Source organism: Pseudomonas sp. L5B5 (assembly GCF_020520285.1).
Classification (GTDB): domain Bacteria; phylum Pseudomonadota; class Gammaproteobacteria; order Pseudomonadales; family Pseudomonadaceae; genus Aquipseudomonas.
Genome location: NZ_CP084742.1, coordinates 3,359,318 through 3,374,393, shown reverse-complemented (window position 1 = coordinate 3,374,393; position 15,076 = coordinate 3,359,318). Strand labels below are relative to the sequence as shown.

Annotated in this window: 6 protein-coding genes and 2 rRNA genes; all 8 read left to right on the top strand. The window is 62.1% G+C overall.

Annotated elements, in window-relative coordinates; translation table 11 throughout:
* Positions 1–67: 67 nt before the first annotated feature.
* The 8 genes from LGQ10_RS15465 to LGQ10_RS15430 all read left to right on the top strand — a co-directional run bounded on the left by LGQ10_RS15465 (position 68) and on the right by LGQ10_RS15430 (position 15,045).
* Positions 68–2,958 (top strand): 23S ribosomal RNA (locus LGQ10_RS15465).
* Between the two features lie 145 nt (positions 2,959–3,103).
* Positions 3,104–3,219 (top strand): 5S ribosomal RNA (gene rrf / locus LGQ10_RS15460).
* Between the two features lie 160 nt (positions 3,220–3,379).
* The gene (recC, locus tag LGQ10_RS15455; protein ID WP_226526048.1) at positions 3,380–6,832 is read left to right on the top strand and encodes an exodeoxyribonuclease V subunit gamma; all 3,453 of its coding nucleotides are present in this window, start codon (positions 3,380–3,382) and stop codon (positions 6,830–6,832) included.
* On the top strand, positions 6,829–10,518 hold the full coding sequence (gene recB, locus LGQ10_RS15450; protein WP_226526047.1) for an exodeoxyribonuclease V subunit beta: 3,690 nt from the start codon (positions 6,829–6,831) through the stop codon (positions 10,516–10,518). The genes recC and recB overlap by 4 nt, the downstream gene beginning before the upstream one ends.
* Positions 10,515–12,584: an exodeoxyribonuclease V subunit alpha gene (gene recD, locus LGQ10_RS15445; RefSeq protein WP_226526046.1), complete on the top strand. Its 2,070-nt coding sequence runs from the start codon at positions 10,515–10,517 to the stop codon at positions 12,582–12,584. The genes recB and recD overlap by 4 nt, the downstream gene beginning before the upstream one ends.
* Positions 12,585–12,689: 105 nt before the next feature.
* A complete protein-coding gene (locus LGQ10_RS15440; RefSeq protein ID WP_226526045.1) occupies positions 12,690–13,271 on the top strand; it encodes a YfiR family protein in 582 nt (193 codons plus the stop codon).
* Complete coding sequence (locus tag LGQ10_RS15435; protein ID WP_058437058.1) at positions 13,268–14,536, top strand: diguanylate cyclase domain-containing protein; 1,269 nt, start codon at positions 13,268–13,270, stop codon at positions 14,534–14,536. Before LGQ10_RS15440 ends, LGQ10_RS15435 begins: the two co-directional genes overlap by 4 nt.
* Positions 14,537–14,553: 17 nt before the next feature.
* The gene (locus tag LGQ10_RS15430; protein WP_226526144.1) at positions 14,554–15,045 is read left to right on the top strand and encodes an OmpA family protein; all 492 of its coding nucleotides are present in this window, start codon (positions 14,554–14,556) and stop codon (positions 15,043–15,045) included.
* Positions 15,046–15,076 lie beyond the last annotated feature (31 nt).

Here is a 15,076-nt window from a genome sequence, read left to right as displayed (position 1 = left end):
AGTTTGTGAGAACAAACTTTCGGCGAATGTCGTCTTCACAGTATAACCAGATTGCTTGGGGTTATATGGTCAAGTGAAGAAGCGCATACGGTGGATGCCTTGGCAGTCAGAGGCGATGAAAGACGTGGTAGCCTGCGAAAAGCTTCGGGGAGTCGGCAAACAGACTGTGATCCGGAGATGTCTGAATGGGGGAACCCAGCCATCATAAGATGGTTATCTTGTACTGAATACATAGGTGCAAGAGGCGAACCAGGGGAACTGAAACATCTAAGTACCCTGAGGAAAAGAAATCAACCGAGATTCCCTTAGTAGTGGCGAGCGAACGGGGACTAGCCCTTAAGCTTCTTTGATTTTAGCGGAACGCTCTGGAAAGTGCGGCCATAGTGGGTGATAGCCCTGTACGCGAAAGGATCTTAGAAGTGAAATCGAGTAGGACGGGGCACGAGAAACCTTGTCTGAATATGGGGGGACCATCCTCCAAGGCTAAATACTACTGACTGACCGATAGTGAACTAGTACCGTGAGGGAAAGGCGAAAAGAACCCCGGAGAGGGGAGTGAAATAGATCCTGAAACCGTATGCGTACAAGCAGTGGGAGCAGACTTTGTTCTGTGACTGCGTACCTTTTGTATAATGGGTCAGCGACTTATATTCAGTGGCAAGCTTAACCGAATAGGGGAGGCGTAGCGAAAGCGAGTCTTAATAGGGCGTTTAGTCGCTGGGTATAGACCCGAAACCGGGCGATCTATCCATGGGCAGGTTGAAGGTTAGGTAACACTGACTGGAGGACCGAACCGACTACCGTTGAAAAGTTAGCGGATGACCTGTGGATCGGAGTGAAAGGCTAATCAAGCTCGGAGATAGCTGGTTCTCCTCGAAAGCTATTTAGGTAGCGCCTCATGTATCACTGTAGGGGGTAGAGCACTGTTTCGGCTAGGGGGTCATCCCGACTTACCAAACCGATGCAAACTCCGAATACCTACAAGTGCCGAGCATGGGAGACACACGGCGGGTGCTAACGTCCGTCGTGAAAAGGGAAACAACCCAGACCGTCAGCTAAGGTCCCAAAGTTATGGTTAAGTGGGAAACGATGTGGGAAGGCTTAGACAGCTAGGAGGTTGGCTTAGAAGCAGCCACCCTTTAAAGAAAGCGTAATAGCTCACTAGTCGAGTCGGCCTGCGCGGAAGATGTAACGGGGCTCAAACCATACACCGAAGCTACGGGTATCACGTAAGTGATGCGGTAGAGGAGCGTTCTGTAAGCCTGTGAAGGTGAGTTGAGAAGCTTGCTGGAGGTATCAGAAGTGCGAATGCTGACATGAGTAACGACAATGGGAGTGAAAAACTCCCACGCCGAAAGACCAAGGTTTCCTGCGCAACGTTAATCGACGCAGGGTTAGTCGGTCCCTAAGGCGAGGCTGAAAAGCGTAGTCGATGGAAAACAGGTTAATATTCCTGTACTTCTAGTTATTGCGATGGAGGGACGGAGAAGGCTAGGCCAGCTTGGCGTTGGTTGTCCAAGTTTAAGGTGGTAGGCTGAGATCTTAGGTAAATCCGGGATCTTAAGGCCGAGAGCTGATGACGAGTTGCCTTTAGGCGACGAAGTGGTTGATGCCATGCTTCCAAGAAAAGCTTCTAAGCTTCAGATAACTAGGAACCGTACCCCAAACCGACACAGGTGGTTGGGTAGAGAATACCAAGGCGCTTGAGAGAACTCGGGTGAAGGAACTAGGCAAAATGGCACCGTAACTTCGGGAGAAGGTGCGCCGGTGAGGGTGAAGGACTTGCTCCGTAAGCCCATGCCGGTCGAAGATACCAGGCCGCTGCGACTGTTTATTAAAAACACAGCACTCTGCAAACACGAAAGTGGACGTATAGGGTGTGACGCCTGCCCGGTGCCGGAAGGTTAATTGATGGGGTTAGCGCAAGCGAAGCTCTTGATCGAAGCCCCGGTAAACGGCGGCCGTAACTATAACGGTCCTAAGGTAGCGAAATTCCTTGTCGGGTAAGTTCCGACCTGCACGAATGGCGTAACGATGGCGGCGCTGTCTCCACCCGAGACTCAGTGAAATTGAAATCGCTGTGAAGATGCAGTGTATCCGCGGCTAGACGGAAAGACCCCGTGAACCTTTACTATAGCTTTGCACTGGACTTTGAGCTTGCTTGTGTAGGATAGGTGGGAGGCTTTGAAGTGGGGACGCCAGTTCTCATGGAGCCATCCTTGAAATACCACCCTGGCAATCTTGAGGTTCTAACTCAGGTCCGTTATCCGGATCGAGGACAGTGTATGGTGGGTAGTTTGACTGGGGCGGTCTCCTCCTAAAGAGTAACGGAGGAGTACGAAGGTGCGCTCAGACCGGTCGGAAATCGGTCGTAGAGTATAAAGGCAAAAGCGCGCTTGACTGCGAGACAAACACGTCGAGCAGGTACGAAAGTAGGTCTTAGTGATCCGGTGGTTCTGTATGGAAGGGCCATCGCTCAACGGATAAAAGGTACTCCGGGGATAACAGGCTGATACCGCCCAAGAGTTCATATCGACGGCGGTGTTTGGCACCTCGATGTCGGCTCATCACATCCTGGGGCTGAAGCCGGTCCCAAGGGTATGGCTGTTCGCCATTTAAAGTGGTACGCGAGCTGGGTTTAGAACGTCGTGAGACAGTTCGGTCCCTATCTGCCGTGGACGTTTGAGATTTGAGAGGGGCTGCTCCTAGTACGAGAGGACCGGAGTGGACGAACCTCTGGTGTTCCGGTTGTCACGCCAGTGGCATTGCCGGGTAGCTATGTTCGGAAAAGATAACCGCTGAAAGCATCTAAGCGGGAAACTTGCCTCAAGATGAGATCTCACTGGGATCTTGAATCCCCTAAAGGGCCGTCGAAGACTACGACGTTGATAGGTTGGGTGTGTAAGCGCTGTGAGGCGTTGAGCTAACCAATACTAATTGCCCGTGAGGCTTGACCATATAACACCCAAGCAATTTGCGAACTCGAAAGAGGCCAGATTGCGGTGTGTGAAGATGACAGACCGAAAGTTTGAAGCACAAACCAAACCTATTACATACCCATTTGCTGGCTCGTTGCATAAGCAACGGATCGGCTCCAGAATTTCTTGACGACCATAGAGCGTTGGAACCACCTGATCCCATCCCGAACTCAGTAGTGAAACGATGCATCGCCGATGGTAGTGTGGGGTTTCCCCATGTGAGAGTAGGTCATCGTCAAGATTAAATTCCGAAACCCCAATTGCGAAAGCAGTTGGGGTTTTGTCTTTGTGCGCGGAAAACATGCCAGTGGCTCGGTGCTCCCTGATCGGCTCGGCTGCCAGCTTTGCGTGACAGTGCTAAGGTTCGGCCCTAGCTTTTTGCATTCTCCAAGGAAGCCCTCATGCCGGACGCCTCGTCCATCAACCCTGGTTTCATGGTGGTTCACGGCAACCGCCTGGACGAACTGCGCAGCTTGGTGGTCAGCTGGATGCGGCGTTACCCATTGCCACCCCTGGAAAATGAAATCGCCCTGGTGCAGAGCAACGGTATTGCCCAATGGCTGAAGCTGGCCTTGGCCGAAGACCCAGAAGACGATGATTCCGGTGGTTGCGGCATTGCGGCTGCCATTGACGTGCAATTGCCCGGCAGCTTCATGTGGCAGCTTTATCGCCTGGTGCTGGGGCGAGACGAGATCCCGCCCAAATCCCTGCTGGACAAGGCCCCGCTCACCTGGCGCCTGATGCGCTTGTTGCCAGCGTTGATCGACGAACCCCATTTCGAGCCCTTGCATCGTTTCCTGACCCACGACAGCGACCTGCGTAAACGCTATCAACTGGCCGAGCGCCTGGCCGACCTGTTCGACCAGTACCAGGTGTACCGCGCCGATTGGCTGGAGGACTGGGCCGCAGGGCGTCATCAATTGCGCAATGTGCGCGGTGAGCCCAAGGCCCTGCCCCCGGCCAATTGCTGGCAGGCCGAGTTGTGGCGTGCACTGCTCCTGGACGTTGGTAGCGCGGGTATGGCCCAGAGCCGAGCAGGCGTGCACCAGCGCTTTATCGAACGCATCAATAGCCTGGAGGCGACTCCTGCCGGTTTGCCATCACGCGTTATCGTTTTCGGCATTTCCTCATTGCCGGCTCAGGTACTGGAAGCCTTGGCCGGGTTGGCTCGCTTCAGCCAGGTGCTGCTCTGTGTGCACAACCCCTGTCGTCATCACTGGGCCGATATCGTCGCTGACAAGGACCTGCTGCGGCATCAATACAAACGCCAGGCGCGAAAGACCGGCATGCCCCTGGCACTCGATCCGCAGACCCTGCACCAGCACGCCCATCCCTTGCTGGCAGCGTGGGGCAAGCAAGGTCGTGACTACATCAATCTGCTGGACAGCTACGACGATCCCAACAGCTATCGCGCGGCCTTCCGTGACGGGCGAATCGACCTGTTCAGCGAGACCCGCCCCGCCAGCATGCTCCAGCAATTGCAGGACGACATTCTCGAGCTACGCCCTCTCAATGAAACCCGCGAGCTGTGGTCAGACGTCGATCCCCAGCAGGACCCCTCGATTCGTTTCCACATTGCCCACAGTGCCCAGCGCGAGGTGGAAATCCTCCATGACCAGTTGCTGGCACGCTTCAGCGCCGACCCCGAACTGCGCCCTCGCGATGTGATCGTCATGGTTCCGGACATCGACAGCTACGCCCCGCACATTCGAGCGGTGTTCGGCCAGCTGGAGCGTGATGACCGGCGCTTCATTCCCTTTACCCTTGCCGACCAGGGGCAACGCGGTCGCGATCCGTTGCTGATCGCTGTGGAACACTTGTTGAAGCTGCCGGACAGCCGTTTCCCGGTCAGCGAGATTCTCGACCTGCTGGATGTCCCGGCCTTGCGCGCCCGCTTTGCTGTCGATGAGGCCGACTTGCCCACCCTGCATCGCTGGATCGAAGGTGCCGGCATTCGCTGGGGCATGAATGCCCAACAGCGGGCCGAGTTGGGATTGCCCCAGGAGCTGGAGCAGAACAGCTGGCGTTTCGGCTTGCGGCGGATGTTGCTGGGCTACGCCGTTGGCCGGTCCGATGCTTGTGACGGGATCGAACCCTACGATGAAATCGGTGGCCTGGATGCAGCCCTGATCGGCCCACTGGTGGCCTTGCTCGATGCGCTGCAATTGGCCTACGAGCAGCTCTGCCAACCCGCGGTGCCGGGGCAGTGGGGCGAGCGCTTGCACAACCTGCTGGAGCAATTCTTCCTGGCCAGTACCGAGCATGACGACTACCTGCTCGGCCAGCTCGAAGAGCTGCGTGAAACCTGGCTGCAAACCTGCGAATCGGTAGGTTTGCAGGACGAACTGCCGCTGACCGTGGTGCGCGAAGCCTGGCTGGCCGGACTCGATCAGGGGCGCCTATCCCAACGCTTCCTGGCCGGCGCAGTGAATTTCTGCACCCTGATGCCGATGCGCGCCATCCCCTTCAAGCTGGTGTGTCTCTTGGGCATGAACGATGGCGACTATCCTCGGGCCCAGCCGCCCCTGGACTTCGACCTGATGGGCAGCGACTACCGCCCAGGAGATCGCTCACGCCGCGAGGATGATCGCTACTTGTTGCTCGAAGCCCTGCTCTCGGCTCGCGACCAGCTCTATATCAGTTGGGTCGGCCGTAGCATTCGTGACAACAGCGAACGCCCGGCTTCAGTGCTGATCGGCCAGTTGCGCGACCACCTGGCCAGCGGCTGGCAGTTGGCGGATGGCGAACAATCGCTGTTGGATGCCCTCACCCAGGAACACCCGTTGCAGCCTTTCAGTGCCCGCTACTTTCATGACAGCGACCCGCTGTTCAGCTACGCCCGGGAATGGCAAGTGCTGCACCAGGCCGACCAAGAGCAGCTCCTGGTCGAGCCCCTGGAGCCCTATGTCCAGGACGAACCGCTGAGCCTGGCACAGTTGCAGGATTTCCTGCGCCACCCGGTACGCCATTTCTTCAGCCAGCGGCTCAAGGTGTTCTTCGAGGCGATGGAGGCCCCCCTGGCCGATGAAGAACCCTTCGTTCTCGATGCGCTGCAACGCTACAACTTGAGCGACAGCCTGCTGGAGGCCGCGCTGGGTGATGCCGCTGCGCCTGAACAAGCATTGCAGGCCCAGGCGCAGCGCTTGCAGGCCAGTGGCCTGCTACCGATGGCCGGCTTTGGTGAATGCCTGCAGCGCGAGCTGATGGAACCCCTGCCAGACTTGCTGCAACGCTACCGGCAACTGCTGGCCCTGTGGCCCACTCCCCTGACCAGTGCCCTGCCTGTCAGCCTGGAGCTGCAAGGCGTGCAAGTGGAGGGCTGGCTCAGCGGCCTGCACCAGCGGGCCGACGGTGGATTGCTGGCCGTGACTACCATCGCCAATGCCATCGGCTCCACCAAGACCCGCAAATGGCACCGCCTGATCAAGCCCTGGATCAATCATCTGCTGGCCTGTGCCTGTGAATACCGCCTGACCACTGCGCTGGTGGCCAGTGACGACAGCTTGCTACTGGCTCCTCTGGAGCCGGACGTGGCCCGACAAATCCTTGCCCAGTTGCTGCGAGCCTGGCAGGTGGGCATGCGCCAACCTTTGCCCGTGGCGGTCAAGACTGCCTTCGCCTGGCTGGGCCAGGGCGATCCGGACAAGGCCGCCGCCGCGGCGCGCAAGACCTACGATGGCGACGGCCAGAGCACCCAGGGCGAGCGGCGTGAAAGCCCGGCCCTGGCCCGGCAGTTCGCTGACTACAACGCATTGACCGCCGATGAAACCTTCAGCGGCTGGGCCGAGACACTCTATCGCCCGCTGCTCGATGCGCCCTGGCGCTCGGCCCCAGGCGAGGAAAGCGACGCATGACTGGACAGACTCCCCTGGCGCTGGCGTTTCCCTTGCGCGGCAGCCAATTGATCGAGGCCAGTGCCGGTACCGGCAAGACCTTCACCATTTCCGCGCTCTATCTGCGCCTGGTGTTGGGCCATGGCGGAGAACCCGCAGGTTTTGGTCGTGAACTGCTGCCGCCGCAGATCCTGGTGGTGACCTTTACCGATGCCGCGACCAAGGAGCTGCGTGAGCGTATCCGTACCCGCCTGGCCGAGGCCGCACGCTTCTTTCGCGAGGAGACCCCGGCCCCGGACAGCCTGATCGATCAGTTGCGCGAGCAATATCCCGCCGAACAATGGGCCGCTTGCGCCAACCGCCTGGACATTGCCGCCCAGTGGATGGACGAGGCCGCGGTCTCGACCATTCACAGTTGGTGCCAGCGCATGCTGCGTGAACACGCCTTCGACAGCGGCAGCCTGTTCACCCAGACCCTGGAGACCGACCACAGCGACCTGTTGGGCCAGGTCCTGCGCGACTACTGGCGGTTGTTCTGCTACCCCTTGCAAGGCGATGCGCTGAACTGGGTGCGCAGCCACTGGGTCGGCCCGGCCGAGCTGCTGCCACGGGTCAGGGCGATGTTCGGCAATGAGCGCCGCGGCCCCCTGGAGCAGACGCCCGGCGAGCTGATCGACGCTTGCCTGCAAGAGCGCCGTGAGGCCCTGGTGCAGATCAAGGCCCCCTGGCGTCAATGGGCCGGGGAGTTGCGCGAGATCTGCCTGCAAGGCGTGGCGAGCAAAAGTGTTGATGGGCGCAAGATGCAGGCGCGCTATTTCGAGCCCTGGTTCGACAAGATCAGCGCGTGGGCCGAGGACGAGAGTCTCGAGCAACTGGATATCGGCACCGGTTTCAGCCGCCTGACCCCCGAAGGCATGGGCGAAGCCTGGAAGGGCGTGCCTCCCAGCCACCCCGGCCTCGATGCCATGGCCGGGCTCAAGGCCAACCTCGATGCCCTGCCCAGCCCGGATGCGGCGGTGCTGCAACATGCCGCGCAATGGGTGGGGACGCGCTTTGAAGAAGAGAAGCGCCGTCGTGCCGAGATGGGCTTCGACGACATGCTGCTGCGCCTTGACACGGCCTTGCAGAATGAAGGGGGCGAGCGCCTGGCCAGCCTGATCCGCGAGCAGTTTCCGGTAGCCCTGATCGACGAGTTCCAGGACACCGACCCGGTGCAGTACCGGATCTTCGAGAGCATCTACCGCATCGAGGACAACGACCCGCAGACCGGCCTGTTCCTGATCGGCGACCCCAAGCAGGCGATCTATGCCTTTCGTGGCGCCGACATCTATACCTACCTGCGGGCGCGCCAGGCCACCAGCGGTCGCCTGCATACCCTGGGCACCAACTTCCGCTCCAGCCAGGCCATGGTTGGCGCGGTCAACCACGTGTTCCTGCAAGCCGAGCAGCGCGAGCAAGGGCGAGGTGCCTTCCTGTTTCGCCAGCCCAATGGCGACAACCCGGTGCCGTTCCTGGCCGTGGCGGCCCAGGATCGCAAGGAGCGCTTGCTGGTCGATGGGCAACCGATACCGGCGCTGAATGTCTGGCTGCTGCCTTCGGAGCAGCCGGTGTCCGGGGCCCAGTATCGCCAGTACCAGGCCGCAGCTTGTGCCAGCGCCATCGTCGGCCTGCTCAATGGCGGCCAGCAAGGGTGCAGCGGTTTTGCCCGTGGCCCGCAGGCGCTCGAAGGCCTGCTGCCAGCGGACATCGCCATCCTGGTGCGCGACGGCAAGGAAGCCCAGGCCGTTCGCACCGAACTGGCGGCCCGCGGCGTGCGCAGCGTGTACCTCTCGGACAAGGACTCGGTGTTTGCCGCCCAGGAAGCCCGCGACTTGCTGGTCTGGCTCAAGGCTTGTGCCGAGCCGGACGTGGAGCGCCCGCTGCGGGCGGCCCTGGCATCCTTGACCCTCAACCTGCCGCTGGCGGACCTGGAGCGCCTGAACCAGGACGAACTGGCCTGGGAAGCGCGGGTCATGCAGTTTCGCGGTTACCGTGCGATCTGGCGCAGCCAGGGCGTGCTGCCGATGCTGCGGCGCCTGCTGCACGACTTCCAGTTGCCCCAGGCGCTGATGGCCCGCAGCGATGGCGAGCGAGTGCTGACCAACCTCCTGCACCTCTGCGAGCTGCTGCAACAGAACGCCGCCGAACTGGATGGCGAGCAGGCCCTGATCCGTCACCTGTCCGAACATCTGGCATTGTCCGCACAGGCGGGCGAGGAGCAGATCCTGCGCCTGGAAAGCGATGAGCAGCTGGTGAAAGTGGTCACCATCCACAAGTCCAAGGGCCTGGAGTATCCCCTGGTGTTCCTGCCGTTCATTTGCTCCACCAAACCGGTGGACGGCAGTCGCTTGCCCCTGCATTACCACGACGCCACGGGCAAGCCCCAGGTCAGCCTGCGTCCCACCGAGCAGCTGATCGCCCAGGCCGACGACGAGCGCCTGGCCGAGGACCTGCGCCTGCTCTACGTGGCCCTGACCCGCGCCCGTCATGCCTGCTGGCTGGGCGTTGCCGACCTCAAGCGCGGCAACCAGGGCAGCTCGATCCTGCATCTCTCGGCCCTGGGGTACCTGTTGGGCGGTGGGGCGCAGCTTGCCGAGTCCGCCGGCCTGCAGCGCTGGTTGCTGGACTTGCAGCAAGGTTGCGACGCGATCGGCGTGGGCGAGCTGCCTGCTGCCGATGCCCAGCGCTTCCATCCCCCGCGCAACGAAGCCCGTTTGCTGGAGCCGCTGGTTCCCGTGCGTCGGGCAGCGGAGCATTGGTGGATCGCCTCCTACAGCGCCCTGCGCATCAGCGACACCCTGGGTAGCGCCAGCCAGGCTCCTGACGACCCCCAGGCGCAGAAGCTGTTCGATGATGAGCGGCTGGACCCCGAGGCCCCTCGCGAGGTGCTCGCCAGCAGCGGCGATATCCATCGCTTTCCCCGCGGTCCCAACCCCGGCACCTTCCTCCATGGTCTGCTGGAGTGGGCCGGGGAGGAGGGTTTCGACGTTTCTCCCGAAGCGATTACCGATGCGGTTGCCCGGCGTTGCAACCGACGAGGCTGGCAAGGCTGGATTCCGACCCTGAGTGATTGGCTGCAGCATCTGTTGCAGTTGCCGATGTACGCCGGCGAAGGGCAGCCGCCGGTGGTGCTCGGCCAACTGGGCCAGTATCGGGTGGAGATGGAGTTCTGGTTCGCCAGCCACAAGGTCGATGTGTTCAAGCTCGACGAACTGGTGCGCCAGCAGACCCACCAGGGAGCGGCACGAGTGACCGCCGAACCGGTATTGCTCAACGGCATGTTCAAGGGCTTCATCGACCTGACGTTCGAGCACCACGGGCGTTACTACGTGGCCGACTACAAATCCAACTGGCTGGGCGCCGATGACGCCGCCTATACCGAGCAGGCCATGGAACAATCGATCCTCGACAACCGCTACGACCTGCAATACGTGCTCTACCTGCTGGCCCTGCACCGGCAATTGAAGGCTCGCCTGGCCGACTACGATTACGATCGGCACATGGGGGGCGCCCTGTACCTGTTCCTGCGGGGGACCCGCTCAGCCAGCCAGGGTGTGTATTTCGCCCGGCCGCCACGGCAGTTGATCGAGCGCCTGGACCTGATGTTCCAGGGGCGCGAGGCTCCCCCCAAGGCTGAACCGGCCTGGGAGCAGGGGGTACTGCTATGACCCCGGACCTGTTTTCCGATCTGGACGAACCGACCCCGCAAGCCCAGGACCTGGCGCCCTTGCGCCGATCCGCAGACTTGCTGCTGTTGCTCGATGGCTGGGTCGCCCGCGGTTGGTTGCGTGCCCTGGACAGGGCCTTCGTCGGTTTCCTCCATGAGCTGGACCCGGACAGCGACCCGCTGGTGCTGATGGCTGCGGCCCTGACCAGCCACCAGTTGGGGCATGGGCATGTCTGCCTGGACGTGTTCGAGACGCTCAAGGAGCCCGACTTCGCCCTGTCACTGCCGCCGGAAGGCGATGTACAGGGCGGTGCCCCGGTGTTGCCTTCCCAGGTGCTGGCAAGCCTCGAGGGAGCCCAGTGGTGCAAGGTCCTGGCCGGCAGCCGCTTGGTGGCCCTGGCGGCGGATCACGGCGAATCGTCCCGGCAGCGACCGCTGGTACTGTCGGGCAAGCGCCTGTACCTGAGGCGCTATTGGTCCTATGAGCGGCGTATCGATAACGCCCTGCGCCAGCGCCTGCAGCAAACCGAGGCTACCCCCGAGCATCTGTCCCGGCGCCTCGACGAATTGTTCGGTGCGGCTCGGGCCAGCGGCCCCGTGGATTGGCAGAAGCTCGCCTGCGCCCTGGCCACTCGCGGCGCCTTCAGCATCATCACGGGCGGCCCCGGTACCGGCAAGACCACCACTGTGGTGCGTCTGCTGGCGCTGCTCCAGGGACCGGCGGTGGAGGCGCGCAAACCGCTGCGCATCCGCCTGGCGGCGCCTACCGGCAAGGCTGCGGCGCGGTTGACGGAGTCCATCAGCCTGCAAGTGCGGTCGTTGTCGGTGGCCGACGACGTGCGGGAAAAGATCCCCAGCGACGTGACCACCGTGCATCGCTTGCTGGGCAACCGGCCCGGCACTCGGCATTTTCGCCACCATGCCGGCAATCGCCTGCCGCTGGATGTGCTGGTGGTGGATGAAGCCTCGATGATCGACCTGGAAATGATGGCCAACCTGCTCGATGCCTTGCCGGTCCATGCGCGGCTGGTGCTGCTGGGAGACAAGGACCAGCTGGCGTCGGTGGAGGCCGGGGCCGTGCTGGGCGACTTGTGCCGCGACGCCGAGGCCGGCTGGTACGACCCGCAGACACGGGCCTGGCTGGAGGCCGTCAGCGGCGAAGACCTTGCCGCCAGTGGCCTGCAGGAGGATGCCGGGCACCAGCATCCCCTGGCGCAGCAGGTGGTGATGTTGCGCCACTCCCGGCGCTTCGGCGAAGGCAGTGGCATTGGCCAGCTGGCCCGCTGGGTCAACCAGCAGCAGGCCGACGAAGCCCGGCGCCTGCTGGCGGCCCGCAGCCACGCCGACCTGTACAGCCTGAACCTCAAGGGCGAACAGGATCGGACCCTGGAGCGGCTGCTGCTGGAAGGCCACGGCGAAGGGCCGCAAGGTTATCGCCATTACCTGAATGTGTTGCGCAGCCAGCGTCCGCCGGGCGATGCCGACGTGGATGACCGGCGCTGGACCGACTGGGCGCGCAATGTCCTGCAGGCCTTCGACCGCTTTCAGTTGCTGTGTGCGGTGCGCAAGGGCCCCTGGGGCGTGGAGAGCCTCAACCAGCGGGTCACCCAGGCGCTGTTCAAGGCCCGGCTGATCGACAGCGACCAGCAGTGGTACGAAGGCCGTCCGGTGCTGATGACCCGCAACGACTACGGGCTGGGCCTGATGAACGGCGACATCGGCATTGCCCTGCGGCTGCCGGAGCAGGAGGGGCGCCAGGTGCTGCGCGTGGCCTTCCCGCGCAATGACGGCCAGGGCGGGGTGAGACTGGTATTGCCCAGCCGTCTCAATGATATCGAGACGGTCTTTGCCATGACGGTACACAAGTCCCAGGGATCGGAGTTCGCCCACACCGCGCTGATCCTTCCCGATGCCTTGAATCCGGTGCTGACCAAGGAATTGATCTATACCGGCATCACCCGGGCCAAGGACTGGTTCAGCCTGATCGAGCCCCGTCACGGGGTGTTCGAGGAGGCGGTGCGGCGCAAGGTCAAGCGCCTGAGCGGGCTGATGCTGGAGCTGGACTGAACCCCCGGTTCCAGGCATGGTTGCATCGCTTCGATATCGCTGGACTTTCCAGGGCTGTGCTATCGTTGCGGCATCATATCCGTGAAAATCAACGAGATTCCCTGCATGGACGTGGCTGTCTTGAGGACAGAGCGCTTTTTGGGGTGGAGACAGTGTGTGCTGTCGACCGTCCTCTGCCTGTTCAGCCTGTTGGCCATCGCTCAGCCAGAGCCCTCGGCCACGGCCAGCCTGGCCGAGCAGCGGGCCAGGGCGGTGACGCAAGTCGTGCTGGGCATCCTCAGCTACGCCCGCTGGCCGGTAGAGCCGGCCCAGCTGCGCCTGTGCGTGGTCGGCCCCACCGAGTACACCGACGACCTGCTCAAGGGCACCACCCAGGCTACCGGTCGCCCAGTACTGGTGCGTCGCCTGTTGTCCAGTAACCCGTCGATCGCCAGCGAGTGCGATTCGGTCTATGTCGGCAAGCTGCCTGCGGAGGAACGCACCCGCCTGTTCAGTTCATTGACCGGCCAGCCGGTATTGAGCATCAGCGAGGGCGGCGATCATTGCACGGTGGGCAGCCTGTTCTGCCTGCGGGTCAGCGATAGCCAGGTGTCGTTCGAGGTCAACCTGGATTCCGTGGCCCGCAGTGGGGTGAGGATCCATCCCAGCGTGCTGCAGCTTTCCCGTCGGCGTCCGGCGGTGCCATGAGACTGTTCAAGCCCAATTCCCGTCCCACGCTGCGGTCGGTCATCGGTCGTGGCCACCTGGCCGTCGCGCTGCTGGCGATCGGCATGGCCAGCCTGTCCCTGACCGGCCTTGGCGTGCTGGCCCTGCGGGTGTATGCCGATCACAACCTGCACCTGATCGCTCGCTCCATCAGCTATACCGTGGAAGCTGCGGTAGTGTTCAACGACAGTGGCGCGGCGGCCGACTCCCTGGCCCTGATCGCCTCCACCGAAGAGGTGGCCGACGCCAAGGTGTACGACAGCCAGGGTCAGTTGCTGGCCAGCTGGCAACGCCCGGATAGCGGCCTGCTGGCCAACCTGGAAATGCACATCGCCAGTGCCTTCCTGGAAAAGCCCATCAGCTTGCCGATCTTCCGTCAGGGCCAGGAAATCGGCACCGTCAACGTTACCGGCCATGGCGGCAACCTGTTGCGCTTTCTCTTCAGCGGACTGGTGGGCATCGTGCTGTGCATCGCCCTGAGCGCCTGGGCGGCCCTGTACCTGGCGCGCCGGCAACTGCGGGGCATCACCGGCCCCTTGCGCAGCCTGGCAGATGTGGCCCATGCGGCCCGACGCGAGCGAGCCTTCGACCAGCGGGTACCGCCGGCGCAAATCGCCGAGCTGGACAACCTGGGCAATGACTTCAACGCCCTGCTCGATGAGCTGGAGGTCTGGCAGACCCACTTGCAGAGCGAAAACGAGACCCTGGCCCACCAGGCCAGCCACGACAGCCTCACCGGCCTGCCCAACCGGGCGTTCTTCGAAGGCCGGTTGATCCGCGCATTGCGCAGTGCCAACAAGCACAACGAGCGCATGGCGGTGCTGTTCCTGGACAGCGATCGCTTCAAGGAGATCAACGACAACTTCGGTCACGCTGCCGGTGATGCGGTGCTGGTGGCGGTGGCCACGCGAATTCGTGCGCAACTGCGCGAGGACGACCTGGTGGCGCGCCTGGGCGGTGACGAATTTGCGGTGCTGCTGACGCCGTTGCACCGGATCGAGGATGCCCAGCGCATCGCCGACAAGATCATCAGCAGCATGGAGATGCCGATCCAGTTGCCTGGCAGCCTGTCGATCCTGACGTCGCTGAGCATCGGCATTGCCGTGTACCCGGAGCATGGCGCTACCCCGGGCAGCCTGTTGAATGCCGCCGATGCGGCCATGTACCAGGCCAAGCGCGGTGCGCGAGGCGGGCAACACACAGTGGGGGCGGAGTCCTCCGTCGTTCAGGTTAAAAACAGGAGCTAATTTCCGTGTTCTCATCGATGCAACATCCGGTTCGACTTTTCAGCACCCTGGTGTTCCTGGCCGTGCTGGCCTTGAGTGGTTGCCAGAGCGTGCCGCCCAAGGGGCTGACCCCCAAGCAGATCGCGGTACTGAAACAGGAGGGCTTCGAACTGACGGATGAAGGCTGGGCCTTCGGTCTCTCGGGCAAAGTGCTGTTTGGCAGCGATGTGGAAACCTTGAACCCTGCCAGCACCACAATCGTCCAGCGCATCGGCAAGGCCTTGCTCGGCGTCGATATCCAGAAGGTCAGGGTCGACGGCCACACCGATGCCTCGGGCAAGGAACCCTACAACGTGCAACTCTCCGTGCGCCGTGCCAAGAGCGTGGTCAAGGTCCTGACCCAGGTCGGCATGCGCGAGGAGAACATCCAGCTGCGCGGCCTGGGCAGCAGCGAGCCGGTGGCGTCCAACAGCACCCCGGCCGGGCGTACCGAGAACCGCCGCGTATCGATCGTGGTGATCGCCGACTGACCGGCGATCCACTCTATGGCGGCTGTAGTCC